24 protein-coding genes are annotated in these 24751 nt (G+C 60.2%); 11 read left to right on the forward strand and 13 right to left on the reverse strand.

What is annotated here, in order from left to right; genetic code table 11:
- Positions 1-207: 207 nt before the first annotated feature.
- Positions 208-2391 (forward strand): YccS family putative transporter, encoded by a 2184-nt coding sequence (gene yccS / locus HU759_RS28395; RefSeq protein ID WP_138451593.1) that lies wholly within the window; start codon positions 208-210, stop codon positions 2389-2391.
- Between the two features lie 94 nt (positions 2392-2485).
- Here yccS and HU759_RS28400 read toward each other — a convergent pair whose 3' ends face one another.
- Positions 2486-3223 (reverse strand): transporter substrate-binding domain-containing protein, encoded by a 738-nt coding sequence (locus HU759_RS28400; protein ID WP_186617030.1) that lies wholly within the window; start codon positions 3221-3223, stop codon positions 2486-2488.
- A gap of 198 nt (positions 3224-3421) precedes the next feature.
- Between HU759_RS28400 and HU759_RS28405 the strand changes: the two genes are divergently transcribed.
- Complete coding sequence (locus HU759_RS28405) at positions 3422-3874, forward strand: GNAT family N-acetyltransferase (protein ID WP_186617027.1); 453 nt, start codon at positions 3422-3424, stop codon at positions 3872-3874.
- Positions 3875-3977: 103 nt separating this feature from the next.
- On the opposite strand, the gene HU759_RS28410 is transcribed toward HU759_RS28405, so the two are convergent.
- From HU759_RS28410 to HU759_RS28420, 3 genes are read right to left on the reverse strand one after another with little or no spacing between them, the layout of a single operon-like run.
- Positions 3978-4274, reverse strand: coding sequence for a winged helix-turn-helix domain-containing protein (locus tag HU759_RS28410; protein WP_017139388.1), 297 nt, complete (start codon positions 4272-4274; stop codon positions 3978-3980).
- A gap of 18 nt (positions 4275-4292) precedes the next feature.
- On the reverse strand, positions 4293-4793 hold the full coding sequence (locus HU759_RS28415; protein ID WP_017139389.1) for a M48 family metallopeptidase: 501 nt from the start codon (positions 4791-4793) through the stop codon (positions 4293-4295).
- Positions 4794-4835: 42 nt separating this feature from the next.
- On the reverse strand, positions 4836-6941 hold the full coding sequence (locus HU759_RS28420) for an EAL domain-containing protein (protein ID WP_186617025.1): 2106 nt from the start codon (positions 6939-6941) through the stop codon (positions 4836-4838).
- A 310-nt stretch (positions 6942-7251) separates the two neighbouring features.
- On the opposite strand from HU759_RS28420, the gene HU759_RS28425 reads away from it, so the two are divergent.
- Positions 7252-7917, forward strand: coding sequence for a polysaccharide lyase family 7 protein (locus HU759_RS28425; protein ID WP_017139391.1), 666 nt, complete (start codon positions 7252-7254; stop codon positions 7915-7917).
- A gap of 43 nt (positions 7918-7960) precedes the next feature.
- Here HU759_RS28425 and HU759_RS28430 read toward each other — a convergent pair whose 3' ends face one another.
- Entirely contained in the window at positions 7961-8362 is a 402-nt protein-coding gene (locus HU759_RS28430; protein ID WP_186617022.1) for a hypothetical protein, read from the reverse strand.
- A gap of 652 nt (positions 8363-9014) precedes the next feature.
- Between HU759_RS28430 and HU759_RS28435 the strand changes: the two genes are divergently transcribed.
- Entirely contained in the window at positions 9015-9302 is a 288-nt protein-coding gene (locus tag HU759_RS28435; protein ID WP_017139393.1) for a hypothetical protein, read from the forward strand.
- Positions 9303-9362: 60 nt separating this feature from the next.
- Here HU759_RS28435 and fba read toward each other — a convergent pair whose 3' ends face one another.
- From fba to tkt, 6 genes are all read right to left on the reverse strand, one after another.
- On the reverse strand, positions 9363-10427 hold the full coding sequence (gene fba, locus HU759_RS28440) for a class II fructose-bisphosphate aldolase (RefSeq protein WP_003177554.1): 1065 nt from the start codon (positions 10425-10427) through the stop codon (positions 9363-9365).
- Positions 10428-10703: 276 nt separating this feature from the next.
- Positions 10704-11039 (reverse strand): MliC family protein, encoded by a 336-nt coding sequence (locus tag HU759_RS28445; RefSeq protein ID WP_099550365.1) that lies wholly within the window; start codon positions 11037-11039, stop codon positions 10704-10706.
- A 62-nt stretch (positions 11040-11101) separates the two neighbouring features.
- Positions 11102-11329, reverse strand: a complete 228-nt coding sequence (locus tag HU759_RS28450) for a hypothetical protein (protein ID WP_186617020.1) — start codon at positions 11327-11329, stop codon at positions 11102-11104.
- A 29-nt stretch (positions 11330-11358) separates the two neighbouring features.
- Positions 11359-12522, reverse strand: a complete 1164-nt coding sequence (locus tag HU759_RS28455; RefSeq protein ID WP_186617018.1) for a phosphoglycerate kinase — start codon at positions 12520-12522, stop codon at positions 11359-11361.
- Between the two features lie 17 nt (positions 12523-12539).
- Positions 12540-13595 (reverse strand): erythrose-4-phosphate dehydrogenase, encoded by a 1056-nt coding sequence (epd, locus tag HU759_RS28460; protein ID WP_017139397.1) that lies wholly within the window; start codon positions 13593-13595, stop codon positions 12540-12542.
- 138 nt (positions 13596-13733) lie between these two features.
- Entirely contained in the window at positions 13734-15731 is a 1998-nt protein-coding gene (gene tkt / locus HU759_RS28465) for a transketolase (RefSeq protein WP_138453924.1), read from the reverse strand.
- 259 nt (positions 15732-15990) lie between these two features.
- Here tkt and HU759_RS28470 point away from each other — a divergent pair, with 259 nt between their 5' ends.
- From HU759_RS28470 to HU759_RS28490, 5 genes are all read left to right on the forward strand, one after another.
- A complete protein-coding gene (locus HU759_RS28470) occupies positions 15991-16986 on the forward strand; it encodes a metalloregulator ArsR/SmtB family transcription factor (RefSeq protein ID WP_017139399.1) in 996 nt (331 codons plus the stop codon).
- A 19-nt stretch (positions 16987-17005) separates the two neighbouring features.
- On the forward strand, positions 17006-18196 hold the full coding sequence (metK, locus tag HU759_RS28475; protein ID WP_099550362.1) for a methionine adenosyltransferase: 1191 nt from the start codon (positions 17006-17008) through the stop codon (positions 18194-18196).
- A gap of 213 nt (positions 18197-18409) precedes the next feature.
- On the forward strand, positions 18410-18757 hold the full coding sequence (locus tag HU759_RS28480; protein WP_169987539.1) for a hypothetical protein: 348 nt from the start codon (positions 18410-18412) through the stop codon (positions 18755-18757).
- Between the two features lie 95 nt (positions 18758-18852).
- Positions 18853-20517, forward strand: a complete 1665-nt coding sequence (gene ligB / locus HU759_RS28485; RefSeq protein ID WP_186617016.1) for an NAD-dependent DNA ligase LigB — start codon at positions 18853-18855, stop codon at positions 20515-20517.
- Between the two features lie 69 nt (positions 20518-20586).
- The gene (locus HU759_RS28490; protein ID WP_017139403.1) at positions 20587-20982 is read left to right on the forward strand and encodes a DUF1090 domain-containing protein; all 396 of its coding nucleotides are present in this window, start codon (positions 20587-20589) and stop codon (positions 20980-20982) included.
- A gap of 6 nt (positions 20983-20988) precedes the next feature.
- Here HU759_RS28490 and HU759_RS28495 read toward each other — a convergent pair whose 3' ends face one another.
- Positions 20989-21438, reverse strand: coding sequence for a cytochrome c (locus HU759_RS28495; protein ID WP_017139404.1), 450 nt, complete (start codon positions 21436-21438; stop codon positions 20989-20991).
- Between the two features lie 129 nt (positions 21439-21567).
- On the opposite strand from HU759_RS28495, the gene HU759_RS28500 reads away from it, so the two are divergent.
- On the forward strand, positions 21568-22755 hold the full coding sequence (locus tag HU759_RS28500; RefSeq protein ID WP_017139405.1) for an MltA domain-containing protein: 1188 nt from the start codon (positions 21568-21570) through the stop codon (positions 22753-22755).
- A 153-nt stretch (positions 22756-22908) separates the two neighbouring features.
- Here the strand turns inward: HU759_RS28500 and HU759_RS28505 are convergent, their stop codons facing one another.
- Entirely contained in the window at positions 22909-23295 is a 387-nt protein-coding gene (locus HU759_RS28505; RefSeq protein ID WP_017139406.1) for an MAPEG family protein, read from the reverse strand.
- Positions 23296-23487: 192 nt separating this feature from the next.
- Between HU759_RS28505 and HU759_RS28510 the strand changes: the two genes are divergently transcribed.
- Positions 23488-24747 carry a sodium:proton antiporter gene (locus HU759_RS28510; RefSeq protein ID WP_017139407.1) on the forward strand — a complete coding sequence of 420 codons (1260 nt, stop codon included), beginning with the start codon at positions 23488-23490 and terminating at the stop codon, positions 24745-24747.
- Positions 24748-24751: the final 4 nt, after the last annotated feature.

The raw sequence follows: 24751 nt of genomic DNA on the forward strand, positions 1-24751 counted from the left end.
AGCTGGCTCGTCGAATCGTCGCACCGCTGCGATAGCGGTGTTGGATTCACCGCCGTTATCGCAGGCAAGCCAGCTCCCACAGTAGTTTCGTGGTGTTCTTAGGATGTTGGCTGGAATAAATTTTGCTGTTACATGTGATCGCCACGCTTGCCGTGGCGTCATTACTGGCTCAATTTAGCGGCATCGTCCCGGAAGACTCCAGACTTCATGTCATCGACCTCGTTCAAGCAGTCCATGCGGCGCCTGTGGGCGCTGGATAAATTCAGTTACAGCGTTCGGGTATTCATCGCCCTCACCGGCAGCATGGCGCTGTGCTGGTATCAAAACGAAATGACCCTGCTGATCCCGCTGTTCCTGGGGATTATCGCCAGCGCCCTGGCCGAGACCGATGACAGTTGGCAGGGCCGCCTGAATGCGTTGGCGGTAACGCTGGTGTGTTTCAGTGTTGCCGCGCTGTCGGTTGAACTGCTGTTCCCTTATCCGTGGATCTTCGCCATCGCCCTGGCCCTGGCCAGCTTCTGCCTGACCATGCTCGGCGCGTTGGGCGAACGGTATGGCGCGATTGCTTCAGCGACGTTGATTCTGTCGGTGTACACCATGATCGGAGTGGACCAGCGCGGTGGCGCCGTCACCGACTTCTGGCACGAGCCGTTGCTGCTGGTGGCCGGCGCCGCGTGGTATGGCGCGCTGTCGGTGCTGTGGCAGGCGCTGTTTTCCAACCAGCCGGTGCAGCAAAGCCTGGCGCGGTTGTTTCGGGAGCTGGGGCGTTACCTCAAGCTTAAATCGTCGCTGTTCGAGCCGATCCGCCAACTGGATGTGGAAGCGCGCCGCCTGGAACTGGCCCAGCAAAACGGCCGGGTGGTGGCGGCGCTGAATGCCGCGAAAGAAATCATCCTGCACCGCGTAGGCAATGGCCGCCCCGGCTCAAAAGTCAGCCGTTACCTGAAGCTGTACTTTCTGGCCCAGGATATCCACGAACGCGCCAGCTCGTCCCACTACCCTTACAACGCCCTGGCTGAAGCCTTCTTCCACAGCGACGTGCTGTTCCGCTGCCAGCGCCTGTTGCGCCAGCAAGGCAAGGCCTGCCAGGCCCTGGCCGAATCGATCCAGCTGCGCCAGCCGTTCATTTATGACGACAGCTTCGCTGAAGCCCTGGGCGACCTGAACGCCTCCCTGGAACACCTGCGCATCCAGAGCAACCCGGCCTGGCGTGGCCTGTTGCGCTCGTTGCGTGCGTTGGCCGCCAACCTGTCCACCCTCGACCGCCTGCTCGGCGATGCCAGCAACCCCGACTCCCTGGCCGACGCCACCGACAGCAGCCTGCTGGACCGTGCCCCGCGCAACCTCAAGGAAATGTGGACGCGCTTGCGCACGCAACTGACGCCGACGTCACTGCTGTTCCGTCACGCCCTGCGCCTGCCGCTGGCACTGAGTATCGGCTATTGGATGGTGCACTTGATCCACCCGTCCCAAGGCTACTGGATCATCCTCACCACACTGTTCGTGTGCCAACCCAACTACGGCGCCACGCGGCGCAAGCTGGGCCAGCGGATCATCGGCACCGCCATCGGCCTGACCGTGGCCTGGGCGCTGTTTGATCTGTTCCCAAACCCGTTGGTGCAGTCGATGTTCGCCATCGCCGCAGGCCTGGTGTTCTTTATCAACCGCACCACCCGCTACACGTTGGCCACCGCGGCGATCACCCTGATGGTGCTGTTCTGCTTCAACCAGGTGGGCGACGGTTACGGGCTGTTCCTGCCACGCCTGTTCGATACCTTGCTGGGCAGCTTGATTGCAGGCCTGGCGGTCTTCCTGTTCCTGCCGGACTGGCAAGGCCGGCGCCTGAACAAAGTGCTGGCCAACACCCTGACCTGCAACAGCATTTACCTGCGCCAGATCATGCAGCAATACGCCGCCGGCAAGCGCGACGACCTGGCCTACCGGCTGGCGCGGCGCAATGCGCACAACGCCGATGCGGCGCTGTCGACCACGCTGGCGAATATGCTCATGGAACCTGGGCATTTCCGTAAGGAAGCCGATGTGGGCTTCCGCTTTCTGGTGCTGTCGCACACCTTGCTCAGTTACCTTTCCGGGCTGGGTGCGCATCGGGAGACTCAATTACCGGCCGACGTGCGTGAACATCTGATCGACGGCGCCGGTAACAGCCTGGCGGCGAGTATCGACGAAATCGCCACGGGGCTGGCCAACAAGCAGCCCATCGCGATCCAGAGTGATGCCGAGGAAGCGTTGGCGGCGGACCTGGAGCAGATGCCCGATGAGATCGATGAAGGGCAGCGGCTGGTGCAGACGCAACTGGCGTTGATTTGCCGGCAGTTGGGGCCGTTGCGCACGTTGGCGGCGCATTTGATCAAAGATACCAGCGCAGCGTAGACCGCCATCGCAGGCAAGCCAGCTCCCACCTTTGAAGGTGTTCGCCATTCAAAATGTGGGAGCTGGCTTGCCTGCGATGGGGCCAGCAGAAACACTACATCCCATGCTCCTTCATCAACTGCGCATAACTGCCATCTGCCTTCATCCGCGCAATCTCCCGATCAAAGCTGGCCACGATCTGTTCATGCTCCGGGTTCTTCAGGCTCACCAGAATATGCAGGCTGTTCTCGCTCAACGGCTTGGGTAAAAACTCCACCGCGTTGCGCACCCGTGGCGACTCCCGCGCCAGGTAATAGCGGGCCACAAACTCATCTTCCAGCGTCAGCTTGACGCGTTTGGCCGCGAGCATACGCACCGCCATGGCGAAGTTATGCACCGGCACTTTCTGCAACTGCGCATCCTGGTCGAACGCCGCCGAATAGGCGTAGCCGCGCACCACGGCGATGGGATCGTCGTGCAGTTGCTCCAGGTTCTGATAATCGATGGGGTCGTCGCGGCGCTTGATAAACCGCACGCGATTCATCAGGTATTCGCCGGAAAACTGGCCCAGCTTGGTGCGGGCATCGTCGTACCAGGCGTTGATCAACACGTCATAACGGCCATCGCCCACGCCCATCAGCGCCCGCGCCCATGGCACTTGTTCGAAATCACTGGCATAGCCTGCTCGGGCCAGCGCCGTACTGACAATATCAGTGGCCAGGCCGCCGTTGATCAAGGTCGAATCGGTAAACGGTGGCCATACATCCGCTACCAGTCGCAGGCGCTGCGCCACCGCCGGCTGAGCCAGCAGCAACACTCCTATTAAAGCAACGGCACGAGAAAATCGCGGCATGCTCAAAGTCCTTGGCGGGCAGGCATTGGCCTGATAACAGTAGCTCATCAATGAGCCTGTATTGCAGATTACACAAAGAAGCCTGTGGCGATCGGACTGAATGATGGCAAATTGACGCCATTCACAAAAATGCTCAATTTAGACAGGACGGGCGGCGGCGCTTACTATCGGCCACAGACATTAATAAGGGAAAACGCCATGACGGTTGAATGGGTCTGCAAACATCACGAAGACCTCGGCAAAGAGCAGCTGTACACCATTATGCGTCTGCGCAATGAGGTGTTTGTCGTCGAGCAAAAATGCGTTTATCAAGACCTCGACGAGCAGGATCTTTCGGGCGATACCCACCACTTGATGGCCTGGCAAGATGACGTGCTGGTGGCCTACCTGCGCCTGCTGGACCCGGAATCCCAGGGCGGTGATGTGGTGATTGGCCGGGTGATCGTCGCGCCGGTGGCACGCGGTACCGGCCTGGGGCACCAGATGATGGAAGAAGCCCTCAAGCGCATTGAAGACATCTGGCCGCAGACGCCGATCTATCTGTCAGCCCAGGCGCATTTGCAGGGGTATTACGGCAAGTATGGGTTTGAAGTGGCGGGTGAGGAATACCTGGAGGATGACATTCCCCATATTGGTATGCGGCGCCAGTAAGGACGCCATCGCAGGCAAGCCAGCTCCCACACGTTGAATTGCGAATACTTCAAGTGTGGGAGCTGGCTTGCCTGCGATGAGGCCAGAGCTGCAAGCACCCGGTTCAGGGATAACCCAACACCTGCTTGACCGCCGCAAGGTTCGCCTCGATCCAGCGCCGATCAATCGCGCCCCAGCTACGAATCCGATAACGCCCGGCATGATTGCGCGCACCATCCTCCTGCTCAAACTCACACACAATATCCAGATCAGCCAACGCCGCAATCGTGTCCTGCGCCGTGCGCCGTGGCATCCCGGTGGCGTCGGTGAGTGCCGGCACGCTGCTGGCCTGGCCGCTGTCGATCAGGTAGGCCACATACAGGCGGCGGTAGAAACTGCTTTTGGTCTTGCTCACATCCATGCTCGACGCCTTTTGAAGTTAGGGCTTGCCCTGCAAGTCGCGATACGTGAGGTACACCCGCAGGTCGAACTCCACCTGATGGTAGCCCGGCATCATGTACTCACAGAGTTTATAAAACGCCTTGTTGTGGTCCGATTCCTTGAAGTGCGCCAGCTCGTGCACCACGATCATGCGCAGAAACTCCGGTGCGGCTTCCTTGAACAGCGCCGCAATGCGGATTTCTTTCTTGGCTTTGAGGTTGCCGCCCTGCACCCGTGAAATCGTGGTGTGCAGGCCCAGGGCGCGGTGGGTGAGGTCCAGGCGGTTGTCGAACAGCACTTTGTCGATGGCCGGCGCGTTGCGCAAGTGTTCCTGCTTCAACGCCAGGGCATAGCTGTATAACGCCTTGTCGCTCTGCACGCCGTGGCGCTCGGGGTAGCGTTGCTCCAGGTAGGCGCCCAATTGGTCCTTGGCGATCAATTGGCGCACTTGCTCCTGGAGCGCTGCGGGGTAGGCCTGGAGGTATTTCAGCGCGGTCATGGGGTTCTGCAACAGGGTTTGAAGGCCGCCAGTGTAGCGAATTCACAGCAGACGAGGGTGGGACCAGGCAGCCACTTCCTCCGCCACCAACGGTTGGGCAGCCAACGGCCCCTGAATAAATGCGCAGCCATTGGCCTTGAGCCACGTTGACTGCTCGAGGGTTTCCACACCCTCGGCGATCACCAACACCTCAAAATGTGCGCATAACTGGATGATACTGCGCGCCATTGCCGCGTCCCTTACCGAGCCTGGCAGGCGCGCCACCAGTTGCGGGTCGAGCTTGAGCGTATCGAACTCCAGGTCCCGCAGGTGGGCCAGGGAGCATTGGCCCAGGCCGAAGTCATCCAAGGCAATGCGCACGCCGATCTGGCGCAATAACTTAAGCTGCTTATGGGTCTCTTCCAGGTTACTCATCAGGCTGTCTTCGCTGATTTCCACCTCCAGCTGGCGCCCCTGTAACCCATGCCGCTCGAGTACCTGCTGCAGTTGGCTGGCGAGGTTGGGCATATTGAACTGGCTGGCACTCAAGCTCACGCTCAGCACCAACTCTTGATCGAAGGTGGCTTGCCAGGCTTGGCGCTGGGCAGCGACTTGCTGGTAGATCCAGGCGCTCAACTGGCTGATCAGCCGCGCCTCTTCAAGCAGCGGCAAGAATAAGCCCGGCGGCACATCGCCGACGCTGGGGTGCTGCCAGCGCAGCAGCGCCTCGACACCGCGCAAGCGCCCGTCTTCCAACGAGACCTGGGGCTGGTAGACCAGGGTGAAGTCCTTGTTTTGAATCGCGGTGCGCACGCTGTCTTCCAGCATCAACCGCGAACGGGCGCGGCCGTTCATTTCCTGATCGTAATAGCGATATTGCTGACGGCCCGCGCGCTTGGCTTCGTACATGGCGATATCCGCCGCACGCAACAGGCCGCTCAGGTCGGAGCCGCAGTCCGGGAACGTCGCGATGCCGATGCTGACGCCAAGCATCACCTCCAAACCGTCCACTTGCTGGCACACAGACACTCTTTCGATCAGTTTTTCCGAAATCTTGGCGGCCTGCTCCGGGCACTCCAACTCCAGCAATGCGGTGAACTCATCCCCGCCCATACGCCCGAGAATGTCGCAGGAGCGCAAGCAGGCCTGCATCTGCTCCGAGACCCAGCGCAGCACGCGGTCACCCGCGTCGTGGCCCAACGAGTCATTGACCCGCTTGAAACCGTCCAGGTCCAGATACAGCAACACCAGCGACTGCTCGTTACGCTCGCTGCGCAGCAAGATGTTCTCCACCGCCTGGTGAAAGCCACGCCGGTTCAACAGCCCCGTCAACGGATCGGTCACGGCCTGGAACTCCAACTGCTGGTGCAGATGGCGTACCTCGGACATGTCCAGCACGGTCACCACCATGGCCTTCTGCTCGGCGGGCAGCGGTGCACAGGACAACGCCACGGGCACCTGCTGACCACGGCCGGTGCGCAAAATCGCGTCGTGCTGACGCCACGTTTCACCCCGGCGGTATGCCTCGTACATCGGGAAACTCAACCACGCGGGCACATGGGGCTTTTGCAGGAAACTCAAGAAGCTCTCGCCCTGCAACTCGGCCATGGTGGCGTTCAGCAAGCGTGAAATAGCCGGGTTGGCGTACTCGATCACACTGCCCTCGCCCACCACCAACAGGCCTTCGGCGGCGTTGTCGAGCACCGAGGCGTTGAAGGCACGCGCCAACTCCAGGTCGTGGCTCAGGCGCTGCAAGGCGCGGCGGTTGCGCTGCTGCTCCAGCAGGGCCTGGACCTTGGGCTTGAGGACATGCGGGTCAAAGGGTTTGAACAGATAGTCGATCGCGCCGCTGGCATAGCCTTCCTGCACAGCGGCGGACGATTGGGCGTGGGCCGTGAGAAAGATAATCGGCGTCATGCGTGTGCGCTGGCTGCCACGCATCAGGCGTGCGACTTCAAAGCCATCCATGCCGGGCATGCGTACATCCAGCAAGACCAGGTCGACCTCGTGGGCAAGCAGCAACTCCAAGGCTTCCAGCCCGGAAGCGGCCGTGATCACGTGCCAGTCTTCACGCTGCAAAAGCGCACGCATGCTGATGAGGTTTTCCGGGTAGTCATCGACGACCAAAAGAACCGAACTGCCATCGCCGGGGTGTGGAGCGCAATCCATGCTACGTCTCTTCCTTGAGGGGCTGCACCGGTCACTTCTGCTACAAAAACCGGACAAACACTGAGGGCTCACTCTAGCCCCGCTTTAAAAAAAGCAGAAGTGACGTGGATGCCATCATTGCGCCAAAGCTCAGGAAGCCGACTAACGGTCAAGCCCTACAGCCCACGGCCTGTGGGAAACATGGCTTTTTGGCATTTAGCTGACGCCAATAATTTGCCACAAACTGTTTAACAACCGGACAACCACCGCCTATAAAGAACCTGTACAGCCCTCGGGCTAAAGCCTTCACCCTCTGTAAAAGGCCAACACCATGATCGACCTTTCCACCTGGAACCTCAGCATCCCGGTCGGCTCCCCGCCCACGACCATCGACACCCCCAAGCTGCTGAGCGGCTTCAAGGACCAGTACTTCCAGGCCGAAGGCAGCAACGTGCAATTCTGGACACCCGTGACCGGCACCCGCACCGAAAACGCCATCTACCCACGCAGCGAGTTACGCGAAACCTACGCCGATGGGCGCCTGCGCAACTGGACTTACAACGAAGCCAACAACTTCCTGCGCGCCACCGTGGCCGTCAACCAGGTGCCCTCCAGCGGCAAAGTGGTCATCGGCCAGATCCACGCGTATGACAGCCAGAAACCGCTGATCAAACTGGAGTATCAATTCAAGGAAAAAACCCAGACCGGCAACATCGTCGCCAAGGTGCGCATGCGCCCGGATGATGGTGAGGGGCGCGTGGTCACCGTCGCCTCCAATGTGCCACTCAACAAGAGCTTTACCTACGTGATCAACCTCAATAAAGCCGGGCTGCTCAATGTGTATGCCGCAGATGGCGAATGGAACGAGCGCATAGGCGCCGCGTGGGGTGCGAAACCGCTGTACTTCAAGGCAGGGGTGTATGTGCAGGACAACAGCGGCGACAGCAAGGAAGGCGCACGGGTGACGTTTGCCAAGTTGGATATTGATCACGAGTAGAGCGTGAAAGAAGCCCCGTTAGTAACGGGGCCTCTTAGTGGGTTTAATCAACGCACATCAGCATAAAGCCCATTGAAGAATCGCCGGCGGGTTTGTTATCACCCACCATGAGTGTCAATACATTAATGTAATTGATCGCCGGCAGCCCACCCAACTTGGCGTGACCATAGAAGATACGTTCATTAGAGTACACTTCCGTCACCGACACCGTACAGAAGCTCGGCACCTCTTTAAAAACACCGGGCACGAATCTAACTTTATACTCTGAAAAGTAGTCAGGTTGCGCAGTCAATTTTACTTCTTTAATCCACGTGGGCGATTGCGCATAGACCGTTCCCTTATCGTCAACAGACGCTGTATATACCCTGCCTTTCCCATAGACCGACGCAGCAGAGCCCACTGCCGTCAACGCTATGAAAATGCCAGCAACTTTAATAAAGTTCATTACCAATTCTCTCTCATCGAATACATTTTAAAGCCCAACCTTAAATGATTCGAAGGCGATAAAAAGGCACTTTCAATGGTGTACAAATAAAACAGAAAAACCATCAAGACACTGTGCGTTCTACTGACCGGCTTTAGGATGCTTCCGATCGCAAACAACTGTTGAGTCGCCACTATTCGTAGGCAAACTCCGACAAACACAAAGACTATTCCCTGATTACTACGACCTCTTAAACACACCACCGAACCCTGTGGGAGCCGGGCTTGCCCGCGATGGCGGTGTATCAGCCACCATCAGCAGTGCCTGACACACCGCCATCGCGGGCAAGCCCGGCTCCCACATTGGATCTCCATCGGTTCGGGGATCGAGGTTGGTCCTACACGACCGTTGCGGGCGGACAGATCGCCGCTTATAGTTCGCCCCGTCGCTGAGAACAGCGATAGGGTTTCGCAGCCCTACCGAGTTAATACTGCACCCGTCACAAACGGCCCCGGCGCTCCGCCGACGGCCGTCCTTGTTATGGCGGCTGTGCGTGGGAGACCTTCGGGTCTGCCGGGTCTTAACTCCTCGGTCTGCGAACCCGCGTACAGCTGCCACCTAATTTGTTTCGCAGCAAACGGTGGTCATTCTTCTTTTGAGTTAAGGATTCACCATGACCGACCCATTACCGCCCCGCCGCTTCTACCCCTGCACCGAATCCGCCACCGATTCACCGGTGCTCTTGATCGACAGCGCCGCCCCACTGCCCGACCTCCACGCCTGCCTGCGCGAACGCCTCAACGCCGCCCTCGAACACCTCAACCTGATGGCCTGCTCCAGCCTCCCGGACTTCGCCGAGCGCGACCTGAATAACGTGGCCAATACCGCACGTATTCTGGTGCAGGACGTGAGCGACGTGTTCCGCGTCATTGAGCACCGAGGTTTCGATACCGCTGCCTGATCAAATCCCGGCCACAAAAAAGCCCGCATCGCTGCGGGCTTCTTTTTAAACGCTTAAGGCTCAGTTCACCTTGGCGTTCAACTCACCTTTCAGGTAACGCTGGTACATCGCTTCCAACGAGATCGGCTTGATCTTCGAAGCATTACCGGCAGTACCAAACGCTTCGTAGCGAGCGATACATACATCACGCATGGCCGTTACGGTAGCGCCGAAGAATTTACGTGGGTCAAATTCGCTCGGGTTGGTAGCCATCAGGCGACGCATTGCGCCGGTGGACGCCAGGCGCAGGTCGGTGTCGATGTTGACCTTGCGCACGCCGTACTTGATGCCTTCGACGATTTCTTCAACCGGCACGCCGTAGGTTTCTTTGATGTCGCCGCCGTACTGGTTGATGATCGCCAACCATTCTTGCGGGACCGAGGAAGAGCCGTGCATCACCAGGTGGGTGTTAGGGATGCGTTTGTGGATTTCCTTGATGCGGTCGATAGCCAGCACGTCACCAGTAGGTGGCTTGGTGAACTTGTAGGCGCCGTGGCTGGTGCCGATGGCGATGGCCAGGGCATCAACTTGGGTTTTCTTCACGAAGTCAGCGGCTTCTTCCGGGTCGGTCAGCATCTGGCTGTGATCCAGCACGCCTTCGGCGCCGATGCCGTCTTCTTCGCCGGCCATACCGGTTTCCAGGGAACCCAGGCAGCCCAGCTCGCCTTCAACCGAAACCCCACAGGCGTGAGCCATGGCCACGGTTTGCTGGGTTACGCGCACGTTGTACTCGTAGTCGGTTGGGGTCTTGCCGTCTTCGCCCAGGGAGCCGTCCATCATTACCGAGCTGAAACCCAGTTGGATGGAGCGCTGGCACACGTCAGGGCTGGTGCCGTGGTCCTGGTGCATGCACACCGGGATGTGCGGGAATTCTTCGATAGCGGCGAGGATCAGGTGACGCAGGAACGGGGCGCCGGCGTATTTGCGCGCACCGGCCGAAGCCTGGACGATCACGGGGGAGTCGGTCTTGTCAGCGGCTTCCATGATGGCGCGCATCTGCTCAAGGTTGTTGACGTTAAAGGCTGGGACGCCGTAGCCGAACTCGGCTGCGTGGTCCAGCATTTGACGCATGCTGATAAGTGCCATTGTGTTGTCTCTCCCGGTCGAGGGTCGTTAATCGTGCAAGCCTGCCGTAGCGGCGGCTGCTATTCAAGTTATTGCAGATCAAGGGGTTAAGCTTGAGCTGCTGAATCGTTATTGCAGTGTCCGGTTTACACATAAGTGACTTTGGAACCGGATCAATGTGGGAGCTGGCTTGCCTGCGATGGGGGCAGATCAGACAACATTTGTTTTGCTGACCCACCGCAATCGCAGGCAAGCCAGCTCCCACATTTTGATCTCATCTATTTTGAGACCGTGTTCTTACTGGGCCTTACAGCCACGCCCAATCAAATCATCGGTGGCGACCCAGTAAACCAGGCCTTCCTCACCTTTTGTGTGAAACGCCAGCTGGCCGTCGCTGTACAGCACGCCCGAGGCGGCAACCTCTTGTTTAAGGCGATAAACCTGGTCCGAACCACCGAGGCGTACATCCACTTCGGAACGTGCCGCATTGGTAAAGCGCCAGTTGACCTCGGCCTTGCTGTCGCAGGTCCAGGTGGTCCATTTGTCTGCCGGTTCTGCGGCCTTGTTGAACATGTTCATGCTGCTGCAACCGGCCAACAAGGCCAGGGCTGCGAGGGCGAAAACGCCTTTCATTGCCACTCCTCGAACGACGACCCCAAGGGCCGCCACTGCTGTCGGTTAGTTGATCAGACCCGTCATGGGCAACCCTGTTCCTGACCGTTGGGCGCGGCGTCGTATTGTTCCAGCCGTTCATTGCCGATGCGCTTGTTGATCACCGGCATGGTTTCGGCCTGCCAGTCGGCCTGGTAGCAGCTTTTTTTCGGCGCAGCCCCAGGCTTTTCAGCCTCGGGCACAGCGCTTGGCGTGCTGCCGCAGCCGGCCAACAGGCCCGCTGCGATCACCAGTGCCAACGACTTGATCATGGGAATGCTCCTTTTCCGGATCACGAGCCTTAACCTTTGGCTCGGGTTTCCAGCACTTCAACGGCCGGCAACACTTTGCCTTCGACGAATTCGAGGAATGCGCCGCCACCGGTAGAAATGTAGGAGATCTGGTCAGCAACGCCATATTTATCGATGGCGGCCAGGGTGTCACCACCACCGGCGATGGAGAATGCCGAGCTTTCGGCAATCGCCTTGGCCAGCACTTTGGTGCCGTTGCCGAACTGGTCGAACTCAAACACGCCAACCGGGCCGTTCCACAGAATGGTCTGGGAGGTTTTCAGCAGTTGCGCAAAGTTAGCCGCCGTTTGCGGGCCGATATCCAGGATCATGTCGTCAGCCGCCACGTCAGCAATCAGCTTGACGGTGGCTTCGGCGCTTTCCGCGAATTCCTTGGCAACCACCACGTCCACCGGCAGCGGCACGCTGACTTTGGCGGCGATGGCGCGGGCAGTGTCGAGCAGGTCTGGCTCATACAGCGATTTGCCCACCGGGTGCCCGGCTGCGGCCAGGAAGGTGTTGGCGATGCCGCCGCCGACGATCAGCTGGTTGCAGATCTGGCTGAGGCTGTTGAGCACGTCCAGCTTGGTCGACACTTTGGAGCCGGCCACGATGGCAGCCATCGGTTGTGCCGGAGCACCCAGCGCCTTGCCCAATGCATCCAGCTCAGCAGCCAGCAATGGGCCAGCCGCTGCAACTTTAGCGAACTTGGCCACGCCGTGGGTCGAGCCTTCGGCGCGGTGCGCGGTGCCGAAAGCGTCCATCACAAACACGTCGCACAGGGCCGCGTATTGCTGGGCCAGTTCGTCGCTGTTCTTTTTCTCGCCTTTGTTAAAGCGCACGTTTTCGAACAGCACGATATCGCCAGGCGCAACAGAAACGCCGCCCAGGTAGTCGGCTACCAGCGGCACGTCGCGGCCCAGGGCCTTGCTCAGGTAGTCGGCTACAGGCTTGAGGCTGTTTTCGGCGCTGAACTCACCTTCGGTCGGGCGACCCAGGTGGGAGCAGACCATCACGGCCGCGCCTTTTTCCAGGGCCAGCTTGATGGTCGGCAGCGAGGCCAGGATTCGCGCATCGCTGGTGACAACACCGTCCTTGACTGGGACGTTGAGGTCTTCGCGAATCAGTACGCGCTTACCTTGCAGATCGAGGTCGGTCATCTTCAACACGGTCATGGGTCGCAGTTCCTGAATTACTGTTGAGGTTGTTTAGAAGCGATGTGCAGATAGTGCTCTGCCACATCCAGCATGCGGTTGGCAAAACCCCATTCGTTGTCGAACCACGCCAGGATGTTCACCAGCCTGGGGCCGGAAACACGGGTCTGGCTGGCATCGACAATCGCCGAATGCGGGTCATGGTTGAAATCACAACTGGCGTGCGGCAACTCGGTGTAGGCCAGCAGGCCTTTGAGCGGGCCGCTGGTGGCGGCGTCGCGCAAGATCCGGTTGACCTCCGTCGCGTCAGTGTCGCTGACGGTTTGCATGGTGATGTCCAGACAGGACACATTCACCGTCGGCACCCGTACGGCTTTGGCCTGGATTCGCCCGGCAAGTTCCGGCAACAGTCGCTCGATGCCACGGGCCAGGCCGGTAGACACCGGAATCACCGACTGGAACGCCGAGCGCGTGCGGCGCAGGTCTTCATGATGATAGGCGTCGATCACCGGCTGGTCGTTCATCGCCGAGTGAATCGTGGTGATCGACACATAATCGATGCCGATCGCCTGATCCAGCAGGCGCAACAGCGGCACGCTGCAGTTGGTGGTGCAGGAGGCGTTGGACACCAGCAGTTCATCGCCGGTCAGGCAATCCTGGTTGATACCGTAGACGATGGTGGCGTCCACATCCGCCTCGCTGGCCATCGGCTGGGAAAACAGCACACGCGGTGCGCCGGCGTCGAGAAAACGCTGGCCATCGGCACGGGTGTGGTAGACACCGGAACATTCCAGCACCAGGTCAACGCCCAGTGCTTTCCAGTCGATGCCTTCGGGGGTGGCACTGCGCAAGACCTTCACGCAGGTGCCATTAATATGCAGACAATCGCCCTCGACCCGCACTTCGCCGGGGAAGCGGCCGTGGGTGGAGTCAAAGCGTGTCAGGTATTCGATGCTGGCCATGTCAGCCAAATCGTTGATCGCCACAATTTCAAACCCGGCCGCCGCCCCTCGCTCGAACAGAGCACGCAAGACGCAACGACCAATGCGGCCGTAGCCGTTGAGTGCAACTTTGTAGGGACGCGGTTGAGGCATGGGGTTCTCGATCAAGGTGAGTTCGGTGCTGAATGTTCTGACGCCATCGCGGGCAAGCCCGCTCCCACATTAGACCGTGATCCAAATGTGGGAGCGGGCTTGCCCGCGATGGCGCCAGTACAGACAACGCAGACTGACTTAGTCTTCCAGCAGCTCTTCAGCCTGACCCAGGATGTTTTCCAGGGTGAAACCGAATTCTTCGAACAACGCTGGCGCCGGCGCCGACTCACCGTAGGTGGTCATGCCGATCACGCGGCCTTCCAGGCCCACGTACTTGTACCAGTAGTCGGCGTGAGCCGCTTCGATGGCGATACGTGCGCTGACCTGCAACGGCAATACCGATTGCTTGTAGTCGGCATCCTGGGCTTCGAACAGGCTGGTGCACGGCATGGACACAACGCGAACATTGCGGCCCTGGGCGGTCAGCTTGTCGTAGGCCTGAACAGTCAGGCCGACTTCGGAGCCTGTGGAGATCAGGATCAGTTCCGGCTCGCCGATGCAGTCTTTGAGCACATAACCGCCACGGCTGATGTTGGCGATCTGCGCGTCGGTACGCACTTGGTGTTGCAGGTTCTGACGCGAGAAGATCAGCGCCGAAGGGCCGTCCTTACGCTCGATAGCGTGCTTCCAGGCCACGGCCGATTCCACGGCGTCGGCTGGGCGCCAGCAATCCAGGTTCGGCGTGGTACGCAGGCTGGTCAGTTGCTCGACCGGCTGGTGCGTCGGGCCGTCTTCGCCCAGGCCGATGGAGTCGTGGGTGTACACATGGATCACCCGCTTCTTCATCAGCGCGGCCATACGTACGGCGTTACGCGCGTATTCCATGAACATCAGGAAGGTCGCGCCGTAAGGCACCAGGCCGCCGTGCAGGGACACGCCGTTCATGATGGCGCTCATGCCGAACTCGCGCACGCCGTAGTACATGTAGTTGCCGCTGGCGTCTTCGGCCGAGACACCTTTGCAACCTTTCCACAGGGTCAGGTTGGAACCGGCCAGGTCAGCCGAACCGCCGAGGATCTCAGGCAGCAATGGGCCAAAGGCGTTCAGGGTGTTCTGGCTGGCTTTACGGCTGGCGATGGTCTCGCCCTTGGCCGCGACTTCAGCGATGTAGGCCGAGGCTTTTTCCGAGAAGTCGGCAGGCAGGTCACCGGCCAGGCGGCGCACCAGCTCGTTGGCCAATTCCGGGAATTCGGCGGAGTAGGCAGCAAAACGCTGGTCCCACTCGGCTTCGGCGGCCAGGCCTTTTTCCTTGGCGCTCCACTCGGCGTAGATGTCAGCCGGGATTTCGAACGGGCCATGGTTCCACTTCAGCGCTTCGCGAGCCAAGGCAATTTCCGCGTCACCCAGTGGGGCGCCGTGGCAGTCTTCTTTACCTTGCTTGTTCGGCGAGCCGAAACCGATGATGGTCTTGCAGCAGATCAGGGTCGGCTGCTCGCTCTTGCGCGCGGTGTCGATGGCGGTCTTGATCTCTTCCGGATCGTGACCGTCAACGTTGCGGATCACCTGCCAGTTGTAGGCTTCGAAACGCTTTGGCGTGTCGTCGGTGAACCAGCCTTCGACTTCGCCGTCGATGGAGATGCCGTTGTCATCGTAGAAGGCAATCAGCTTGCCCAGGCCCAGGGTGCCGGCCAGGGAAGCGACTTCGTGGGAAATGCCTTCCATCATGCAGCCATCACCCAGGAACACGTAGGTGTGGTGGTCGACAATGTTGTGGCCAGGGCGGTTGAACTGCGCGCCCAATACTTTTTCCGCCAGCGCAAAACCCACGGCGTTGGCCAGGCCCTGGCCCAGCGGGCCAGTGGTGGTCTCGACGCCTGGGGTGTAGCCGAATTCCGGGTGGCCCGGGGTACGGCTGTGCAGCTGGCGGAAGCTCTTGAGGTCATCGATGGTGACGTCGTAGCCGGTCAGGTGCAGCAGCGAGTAGATCAGCATCGAGCCGTGGCCGTTGGACAGCACGAACCGGTCACGGTCAGCGAACGACGGGTTGCTCGGGTTGTGCTTCAGGTAGTCACGCCAAAGTACCTCGGCGATATCCGCCATGCCCATCGGGGCACCGGGATGGCCGCTGTTGGCTTTTTGCACGGCATCCATGCTGAGGGCACGAATGGCGTTGGCACGCTCACGACGGCTGGGCATCGCTGATCTCCTGGAGTTTGAGTAGAAGAAACGGAAAAAAGGACCGGCATTTTCCCTCAGCCACCGCCTGCGGGCAATGACAGATAGTCACTTGTAGGTGTTTTTCCTGCGGTTTACCCGGCATTGGCTTGCAGAAACAGCCCACCGGTTCGTCTAAAGGTTATAGCGGCTGCTTATAACTACCGATTATCGACCAATATCAAAACTTTTTGATATTGGCCTTGCGGGGATTTCCACCCGTCACTAGACTGCTGGCCTTATGAACCTACCCGTGCCCTCCCTGCGTCCCGACGACGGCGATGAGCTGGCTGCCTTATGCAAGGCCGCTGGTGATCCGTTGCGCCTGAACGTGTTGCGCGCACTGGCCAACGACTCTTTTGGGGTGCTGGAGCTGGCGCAGATCTTCGCCATCGGCCAATCCGGCATGAGCCACCACCTCAAGGTGCTGGCCCAGGCCGAGCTGGTGGCTACGCGCCGCGAAGGCAATGCGATTTTCTATCGCCGCGCCCTGCCCCACACCGAGCTGCTCGGCGGCAAGCTGCACGCTGCCCTGCTCGAAGAGGTAGACAGTTTGGGCCTGCCCAGCGACGTGCAGTCGCGCATCAGCCAGGTCCACGGGCAACGCGCCGCCGCCAGCCAGGACTTTTTCTCACGGGTAGCCGAGAAGTTTCGCGCCCAACAGGACTTGATCGCCGGTTTGCCCCAATACCGCGAAAGCGTACTGGCGCTGTTGGACAAGCTGAGCTTCAGTGATGAGGCGACGGCGTTGGAAGTTGGCCCCGGCGACGGTGGCTTCCTGCCGGAACTGGCACGTCGCTTCAAGCAGGTGACCGCGCTGGACAACAGCCCGGCGATGCTTGAACTGGCGCGCCAGCTGTGCGAGCGCGAAGCGCTGGGCAACGTCAGCCTGCAGTTGGCCGACGCGTTGAATGACACCAGCCTGCTGGCCGATTGTGTGGTGCTGAACATGGTCTTGCACCATTTTGCGGCCCCCGCCGAAGCCCTCAAGCAGATGGCGAATTTGCTGCAACCGGGCGGCAGCCTGCTGGTCACAGATTTATGCAGCCACAACCAGAATTGGGCCAAGGAGGCCTGCGGTGATCTCTGGTTGGGTTTTGAACAGGACGATCTGGCCCGTTGGGCCACCGCTGCGGGACTCGTTCCCGGGGAAAGCCTCTATGTAGGTTTACGTAATGGTTTCCAGATCCAGGTCCGCCACTTTCAGCGACCGACTGGCGACACTCACCATCGGTAAATATCAGGAAAACATCGAGATGAGCGAATACTCCCTTTTCACCTCCGAGTCCGTGTCTGAAGGGCATCCGGACAAAATCGCCGACCAGATTTCTGACGCGGTGCTGGACGCCATCATTGCTGAAGACAAGTTCGCCCGCGTGGCGTGCGAGACTCTGGTGAAAACGGGCGTGGCGATCATCGCCGGTGAAGTCACCACCACGGCCTGGGTCGACCTGGAGCAGATCGTTCGTGACGTGATCACCGACATTGGCTACAACAGCTCCGACGTCGGCTTCGACGGCGCGACCTGCGGCGTGATGAACATCATCGGCAAGCAGTCCCCCGACATCAACCAGGGTGTGGACCGCGCCAAGCCTGAAGATCAGGGCGCCGGCGACCAGGGCCTGATGTTCGGCTACGCCAGCAACGAAACCGACGTGCTGATGCCGGCACCAATCACCTTCTCGCACCAGCTGGTACAGCGCCAGGCGCAAGCACGTAAATCCGGTGTGCTGCCATGGCTGCGTCCAGACGCCAAGTCCCAGGTCACCTGCCGTTACGAAGGCGGCAAAGTGGTGGGCATCGACGCCGTTGTACTGTCGACCCAACACAACCCGGACGTGTCCTACGCCGACCTGCGTGAAGGCGTGATGGAGCTGATCGTCAAGCACGTGCTGCCTGCCGAACTGCTGACCAAAGACACCCAGTTCCACATCAACCCGACCGGCCAGTTCATCATCGGCGGCCCAGTGGGTGACTGCGGCCTGACCGGTCGCAAGATCATCGTCGACAGCTACGGCGGCATGGCCCGTCATGGCGGTGGTGCGTTCTCGGGTAAAGACCCCTCCAAGGTTGACCGCTCGGCGGCCTACGCCGGTCGTTACGTGGCCAAGAACATCGTCGCGGCCGGCCTGGCCGAGCGTTGCGAAATCCAGGTTTCCTACGCGATCGGCGTAGCCCAGCCTACGTCGATCTCGCTGAATACCTTCGGCACCGGCAAGATCAGCGATGACAAGATCGTCAAGCTGGTGCGTGAGATCTTCGACCTGCGCCCTTACGCAATCACCACCATGCTCGACCTGCTGCACCCGATGTACCAGGACACTGCAGCCTATGGCCACTTCGGCCGTACCCCTGCGCAGAAGACTGTCGGCGACGACACCTTCACCACCTTCACCTGGGAAAAAACCGACCGCGCCAACGACCTGCGCACTGCCGCCGGCCTGTAAGCACGCGTTGCACCAAAAGCCCCGCCGGGTTCGCCCGACGGGGCTTTTTATTGTCTGCGTGATGACTTTCGTATTTTTTGGATCCAATGCTTGCAGGCCAAATAATGGCCCTCTAGAATCCGCGCCCTCTCGGGCCTCTCACCTTATTTGGATATTGCCTTGCGCCAGCCCGGGATAGACCAGCGCGCAAGCAATCGAACATTGAGGTTTTTCATGCGCATTTCCACGCTCGCTCCTGCCGCCCTGCTGTTGTGCCTGTTTGCCCTGCCGGCCCATGCCGCCGACCTGAGTGCATTGGGTGGCGCCTTGAGCACTCAGCTAGGCGGCAAAACCGGCGACTGTCAGCAGCAAGCCAAAGACCTGCAAGCCAAGATCGATGCGGCGCAAGCCAAGAACGACCTGCTGAGCGTCCAGGCGTTTAAAGCGGCTCAGGAGCAGCTCAACAAAGGTTGTAACAAACTGGCAGAATCCCAGGCCAAGGTCGATGCCAAGCAACAAACACAGGAAGCCAAGATGGAAAAGAACGATGCCGTGAAGGCGTTGGGCGGCCTGTTCAAGTAACTGGTAACACCCGGTAAAAAGCCCCGCACTGCCGGGGCTTTTTTGTGGCTGCCTGGATCACTTAGGCTGAGCGTCCCTTCCGAGCAAGGATGCTCATGATGCATTTACTGATTGCCCTTCTACTCAGCGCCCTGGCGTTTCCAGCCTGGGCCGAAGACTGCCCCGAAGAGGCACGCTCACAGGTCGGCACCCTGGCTGAACAGCTCAAGCTCTGGGATGACAGTTACCACCGGCTCGGTCAGTCCCCGGTCAGCGACGAGCTGTACGACCAGGCCCGACAGCGCCTGGCGCGGTGGCAGGCCTGTTTTGCGCAAACGCAGTCGACGGCTGATAACCCGCTGGCAGGTGCACGCGGTACGCAGCCTCATCCAGTCGCTCATACCGGCCTGGAAAAGCTGGTGGATGAAGGGGCCGTGGGTGAGTGGCTCAAGACACGCCAGGACGTCTGGATCCAGCCCAAGGTCGACGGCGTTGCGGTGACGCTGGTGTATCGCAAAGGCCGCCTGAGCCAGCTCATCAGCCGTGGCGACGGCCTGCTCGGTCAGGACTGGACAGCCGCCGCGCGCAAGATCCAGGGCATTGTCCAGCAACTGCCAGAGCCCATCGACCTGGTGCTGCAAGGCGAACTCTATTGGCGTCTTGACGATCATGTGCAGTCCGAACACGGCGGGCTCAGTGCCCGCAGCAAAGTGGCGGGGCTGATGAATCGCCGACAGTTAAGCGATGCCGAGGCCTCCAGGATCGGGCTATTCGTCTGGGCCTGGCCCGACGGCCCGACAGACTTCAGCACGCGCCTGGCCACCCTGGCGCGCTGGGGGTTCACCGATAGCCGCCGCTACAGCCATCCCGTGCAAAACCTCACTGAAGCCGCGCATTGGCGCAGGTACTGGTACAACCATCCGCTGCCCTTTGCCAGCGATGGCGTGGTGCTGCACCAGGCCCGGCACGCACCTGCCAAGCGCTGGCAGGTCAGCGCGCCGTATTGGGCGGTCGCCTGGAAATACCCGATAACCAGGGCTTTGGCGCTGGTACGCAAGGTGCAGTTCAAGATCGGCCGCACGGGGCGTATCACGCCCATTCTGGAACTGGAGTCGGTGCGACTGGACGACCGGCAAATCCGCCGCGTCAGCGTCGGCTCCTTGAAACACTGGCATGCACTGGATATCCGCCCCGGCGATCAGGTCTCCATCAGCCTTGCCGGCCAAGTGATTCCTCGGTTGGAGCAAGTGATCCTGCGCAACGAGACCAGGGTGGCGGTGCAAGTACCGGATGCGCGCAACTTCCACGCCTTGAGTTGTTGGCAACTGGACCCTGGCTGCGAAGAGCAATTGCTCGCGCGCCTGACCTGGCTGAGCAGCAACCAGGGACTGGCCCTGCCTTATATGGGCCGCGAGACCTGGAACGCATTGATCCAGGCCGGTCTAATCGCAGGCATTCTCGATTGGTTAACCCTGGATGCGGCAGAGCTTGCTAACATTGACGGCTTCGGTGATCGCCGCCGTGCCCGGGTGCTCGACAGCCTGAAAAGCGCGCGGCAACGGCCCTTTGCACAATGGCTAAAAGCCCTGGGCGTACCGCCTTCGGCGCGCAACGATCTGGAGGGTGGCTGGCAGGCCCTGGCAGCCAAAGACACGCAAGCCTGGCTGGCCACCGACGGCATTGGCCCGGGCCGCGCGGCGCAATTGAGCGCTTTTTTTCGCGACCCGCAAGTACAAGCGTTAGCTGAAACATTACGCGTGGCTGGAATTGACGGGTTTTAAGCCCAACCCGGCCACTTTTACTCCCGGCAGAATTCACCCTGCCATCCGATTGCGACCTTGGAGCCTCACATGAAATTTCTAGCCCCACTTGCCTTGTTGGCCACCGTAAGCCTGGCGAGCATGCCGCTGCTGGCCGCCGAAGAAGTGCCAGAACTCACCGGCTGCGCCGCCAAGCGCCAGGCCATCAGCGCACAAATCGAACAAGCCAAGACCCATGGCAACAGCGAACAACAAGCCGGCCTGGAAAAAGCCCTGAGCGAAGTCACCGCCCACTGCACCGATGCGTCCTTGCGCAAAGAACGCGAGAACAAAGTGCTCGACGCCAAGCACGAAGTCACCCGCCGTCAGGCCGACCTCGACAAGGCGATGAAAAAAGGCGATGCCGACAAGATCAACAAACGCAAAGACAAGCTGGCTCAGTCGCGCAAAGAACTGCAGGAGGCTGTCGACGAACTCGACAAATAAAACCGGTCAGTGGTCGCGAAACTGTTTATGGCAGGCCGTGCAGGCATCTTCGACTTTCTGCACCGCAGGCCCCAGGTTGCTGGCCTTGTAGGGCTGCACCTGGCTTGCGATTACCAATTCACCGGTAGCCGTTTCAAGGTTTCGGGCCAGCTCCTGGAAGCGTGCCTGCTGTTGCCACACAGTATCCTTGGCGCTGGTGTGATCTTCCTCACGCACACTCGGGAAATGCTTCCACGGTTCGTGGGACAACGCATCGAGCTTGACCGCGCCTTCGGCGAACTTCGCGCCGTCGAACGGGATACGCCCACGCAGCATGCCGCCCAGGTCTTCGCCGGTCTTGAGCATCTGCTTGAAGATGGCCTTGCGTTGGCCCAGCGGCGAATTAGGATCGACACCGCCGCAGGCGGACAAGGTCAGGCAGGCCAGCAATACCACGGTCAGTTTTTTAAAAGTCATGATGGCTTCAGGGTCACGGGAAACGGCGGCCAGTATCCTCGCCCCGCCCGCAAAGACCAATAGCCCTATTAATAATAAGGGTTGCCTGAATGCGCTGCGGCGCAGGCAACCGCTTCAGGAATTACGTGTATGAATGTCACCTTGAAACGCTGGAGCCGCCGAATGGTGTGGGCTCTGCCGATGGTTGCGCTGCTGGCCGGTTGCGATGGCGGCAAAGACACCGGCAAAAAAGATGAAGCGGCCAAGCCCCATGCCGTCGCCACCTATGTCAGTGCACCGTGGGAAGCGCTGCCGGCGGTTTCCGACAGCGACCTGCTGGCCGGGTTTGAATCCTGGCGCAGTGCCTGCCAGCGCCTCAAGGCTGATCCGGTGTGGGGCGCAACCTGTGCCGCCGCCGCCACCGTACCGGGCGATGCCGTAGCCGTGCGCGGTTTTCTCAAGGAGCGCCTGGATGTGTTCGGCCTGCGCTCGGCCGACAACACACCCAATGGCCTGATCACCGGCTACTACGAGCCGGTCTACCCCGGCAGCCTGACCGAAACCGCCACCGCCCATGTGCCGGTGTACGGCGTGCCGGACGACCTGATCATCGTCAACCTGGAAAGCATCTACCCGGAACTCAAGGGCAAGCGCCTGCGCGGCCGCCTCGAGGGCCGTGTACTCAAGCCGTATGACGACGCCAGCACCATCAACGGCCAAGGCTCCACTGCCAAGCCGATTGCCTGGCTGACCAACCCGATGGACCTGCAATTCCTGCAGATTCAAGGCTCGGGGCGTATTCAACTGGCCGGTGGGCGCCAATTGCGCGTGGGCTATGGCGACCAGAATGGTTACCCGTACCGCCCGATCGGCCGCTGGCTGGTGGAGCAAGGCGAACTGAAAAAAGAAGACGTGACCATGGGCGCCATCAGCGCCTGGGCCAAGGCCAACCCGCAGCGCATTCCGCAATTGTTGGCGAGCAACCCCAGCTACGTGTTTTTCAGCGCCCGCCCGGACAGCAACGAAGGCCCGCGCGGCTCACTGAATGTGCCGCTGACGGCGGGTTACAGCGTGGCGGTGGACCGCAAGGTGATTCCGCTGGGCAGCCTGTTGTGGCTGTCGACCACCAAACCCGATGGCTCGCCCATCGCACGGCCCGTCGCCGCGCAGGACACCGGCGGCGCGATCACCGGCGAAGTGCGCGCAGACTTGTTCTGGGGCACCGGTGACGCGGCGGGTGAGCTGGCGGGGAATATGAAGCAGCAGGGGCAGATCTGGATGCTGTGGCCCAAGGGCGCGGCGTTGCCCCACGTGCCGGATGCGCCAGCTGGCACCTGAATAACGCTGAAGAACCCATGTGTGCGGGCTTGTGTGGGAGCTGGCTTGCCTGCGATAGCATCACCGCGGTGTAACTGACATACCGAGGTGCCCGAATCGCAGGCAAGCCAGCTCCCACACAAGCCAGCTCCCACAGGGGATTACGTCAAACCTCTAGATCGACACAAAAAAGAAACTCGCAATCAACGCCATCCCCACCGCCCACACCAGCGAACGCAGCATCGCCCAGTCGGCCAGGTAGCAAATGATGTACAGCAGGCGACTGGTGATAAACAGCACCGCCAGCACATTGATGGTCACCAGCGACGCCGTACCGGCCAGGTGCGCGATGATTACCGCCGCTGCAAACGCAGGCGTCACTTCAAAGCTGTTGAGCTGGGCATTGTGGGCGCGCTTGGCGACGCCTTCGACGGTATCCAGGAAGGCACGCGGGTCGTGGTTCTGCCGCGGGCCGAACTTGCCACCGCTGAACTTGGCCACCCCCGTGCACAGGTAAGGCAGGAATATTGCGATCAACACACACCAGAAAGCGGCCGTCATGATGGATTCCTTTTTTTGTTTTAAATAGAAATTAGAGTTTTAGCACTATCACTGCAAAATCGCACTCACCGGCTATGAACCGAGGCGCGCCGAAAGGTTCTATCAGGCTTTTAGCCCGTGCCTTGAAACATCCCGCAGCTGGTGCGGTCCATCCCAGCAATAACGACCTTCCCTCACTTCCAAGGACCTCGGATGCTTGAACTTGTCGCCGCCTTTATTTGCCTTACCACCCTGCTCACCTATGTGAACTACCGATTTATCGGGCTGCCGCCCACTATCGGTGTGATGGTCACGGCCCTGGTGTTCTCCCTGATTTTGCAAGGCCTGAGCCTTATCGGCTACCCAGGCCTCGAAGAACGTATCCAGCAGTTAATCGGCCAGATCGACTTCGGCGACTTGCTGATGAACTGGATGCTGTCGTTCCTGCTGTTCGCCGGCGCCTTGCACGTCAACCTCAACGACCTGCGCAGCTATCGCTGGCCCATCGGCTTGCTGGCGACCTTCGGCGTATTGATCGCCACCGTGGTCATCGGCAGCCTGGCGTACTACATCTTTGCCCTGTTCGGCTGGCACGTCAGCTTCCTCTACTGCCTGCTTTTCGGTGCACTGATTTCGCCCACCGACCCGATTGCGGTGTTGGGCGTGCTGCGAACCGCCAACGCCTCCAAACCACTGAAAACCACCATCGTCGGCGAATCGCTGTTCAACGACGGCACCGCAGTGGTGGTGTTTACCGTACTGCTGGGCATCGCACAGCTGGGCGAAACACCGACCGTCGGCGCCACGGCCATGCTGTTCGCCCATGAAGCGATTGGCGGCGTGGTGTTCGGCGGGCTGATCGGCTACTTGGTGTACCTGATGATCAAGAGCATCGAGCAGCATCAGATCGAAGTGATGCTGACTCTGGCGCTGGTGATCGGCGGTTCGGCAATGGCGACCGAACTGCACGTTTCGGCGCCAATTGCGATGGTGGTGGCCGGGCTGATCATCGGCAACCTGGGGCGCAAGCTGGCCATGAACGACATGACCCGCCGCTACCTCGACGGCTTCTGGGAGTTGCTCGATGACATGCTCAACGCCCTGCTGTTTGCACTGATCGGCATGGAGCTGCTGCTGTTGCCGTTCAACTGGCTGCACGTACTGGCCGCCAGCTTGCTGGCCGTGGCGATCCTGGCCTCACGCCTGCTGACCGTGGCCCCGGCGATCCTGTTGCTGCGCCGCTGGCGCACGGTGCCACGCGGCACTATCCGCATTCTCACCTGGGGTGGTTTGCGCGGTGGCGTCTCGGTAGCACTGGCGCTGGCCCTGCCGCTTGGCCCGGAACGCGACTTGCTGCTGAGCATCACCTACATCGTGGTGCTGTCGTCGATCCTGTTGCAGGGTTTGAGCATCGGCAAGCTGGTCAAGCATGTGACCAAAGATGAGCCTGCACCGCCAACCGAGGCTCACTGATTGA

The organism is Pseudomonas sp. OE 28.3 (genome assembly GCF_014268205.2).
GTDB classification, from domain to species: Bacteria; Pseudomonadota; Gammaproteobacteria; order Pseudomonadales; family Pseudomonadaceae; genus Aquipseudomonas; species Aquipseudomonas edaphica.

Bases quoted from the DNA above. Each gene is read 5' to 3' on its own strand.
- HU759_RS28450 (WP_186617020.1), bottom strand. From the start codon at position 11,329: ATGATCAAGTCGTTGGCACTGGTGATCGCAGCGGGCCTGTTGGCCGGC.
- HU759_RS28410 (WP_017139388.1), bottom strand. From the start codon at position 4,274: ATGGATGTGAGCAAGACCAAAAGCAGTTTCTACCGCCGCCTGTATGTG.
- HU759_RS28510 (WP_017139407.1), top strand. From the start codon at position 23,488: ATGCTTGAACTTGTCGCCGCCTTTATTTGCCTTACCACCCTGCTCACC.
- HU759_RS28480 (WP_169987539.1), top strand. From the start codon at position 18,410: ATGCGCATTTCCACGCTCGCTCCTGCCGCCCTGCTGTTGTGCCTGTTT.
- HU759_RS28470 (WP_017139399.1), top strand. From the start codon at position 15,991: ATGAACCTACCCGTGCCCTCCCTGCGTCCCGACGACGGCGATGAGCTG.
- fba (WP_003177554.1), bottom strand. From the start codon at position 10,427: ATGGCACTTATCAGCATGCGTCAAATGCTGGACCACGCAGCCGAGTTC.
- HU759_RS28405 (WP_186617027.1), top strand. From the start codon at position 3,422: ATGACGGTTGAATGGGTCTGCAAACATCACGAAGACCTCGGCAAAGAG.
- HU759_RS28420 (WP_186617025.1), bottom strand. From the start codon at position 6,941: ATGGATTGCGCTCCACACCCCGGCGATGGCAGTTCGGTTCTTTTGGTC.
- yccS (WP_138451593.1), top strand. From the start codon at position 208: ATGTCATCGACCTCGTTCAAGCAGTCCATGCGGCGCCTGTGGGCGCTG.
- HU759_RS28445 (WP_099550365.1), bottom strand. From the start codon at position 11,039: ATGAAAGGCGTTTTCGCCCTCGCAGCCCTGGCCTTGTTGGCCGGTTGC.
- epd (WP_017139397.1), bottom strand. From the start codon at position 13,595: ATGCCTCAACCGCGTCCCTACAAAGTTGCACTCAACGGCTACGGCCGC.
- HU759_RS28400 (WP_186617030.1), bottom strand. From the start codon at position 3,223: ATGCCGCGATTTTCTCGTGCCGTTGCTTTAATAGGAGTGTTGCTGCTG.
- HU759_RS28415 (WP_017139389.1), bottom strand. From the start codon at position 4,793: ATGACCGCGCTGAAATACCTCCAGGCCTACCCCGCAGCGCTCCAGGAG.
- HU759_RS28455 (WP_186617018.1), bottom strand. From the start codon at position 12,522: ATGACCGTGTTGAAGATGACCGACCTCGATCTGCAAGGTAAGCGCGTA.
- metK (WP_099550362.1), top strand. From the start codon at position 17,006: ATGAGCGAATACTCCCTTTTCACCTCCGAGTCCGTGTCTGAAGGGCAT.
- HU759_RS28500 (WP_017139405.1), top strand. From the start codon at position 21,568: ATGAATGTCACCTTGAAACGCTGGAGCCGCCGAATGGTGTGGGCTCTG.
- HU759_RS28435 (WP_017139393.1), top strand. From the start codon at position 9,015: ATGACCGACCCATTACCGCCCCGCCGCTTCTACCCCTGCACCGAATCC.
- tkt (WP_138453924.1), bottom strand. From the start codon at position 15,731: ATGCCCAGCCGTCGTGAGCGTGCCAACGCCATTCGTGCCCTCAGCATG.
- HU759_RS28430 (WP_186617022.1), bottom strand. From the start codon at position 8,362: ATGAACTTTATTAAAGTTGCTGGCATTTTCATAGCGTTGACGGCAGTG.
- HU759_RS28505 (WP_017139406.1), bottom strand. From the start codon at position 23,295: ATGACGGCCGCTTTCTGGTGTGTGTTGATCGCAATATTCCTGCCTTAC.
- HU759_RS28425 (WP_017139391.1), top strand. From the start codon at position 7,252: ATGATCGACCTTTCCACCTGGAACCTCAGCATCCCGGTCGGCTCCCCG.
- HU759_RS28495 (WP_017139404.1), bottom strand. From the start codon at position 21,438: ATGACTTTTAAAAAACTGACCGTGGTATTGCTGGCCTGCCTGACCTTG.
- HU759_RS28490 (WP_017139403.1), top strand. From the start codon at position 20,587: ATGAAATTTCTAGCCCCACTTGCCTTGTTGGCCACCGTAAGCCTGGCG.
- ligB (WP_186617016.1), top strand. From the start codon at position 18,853: ATGATGCATTTACTGATTGCCCTTCTACTCAGCGCCCTGGCGTTTCCA.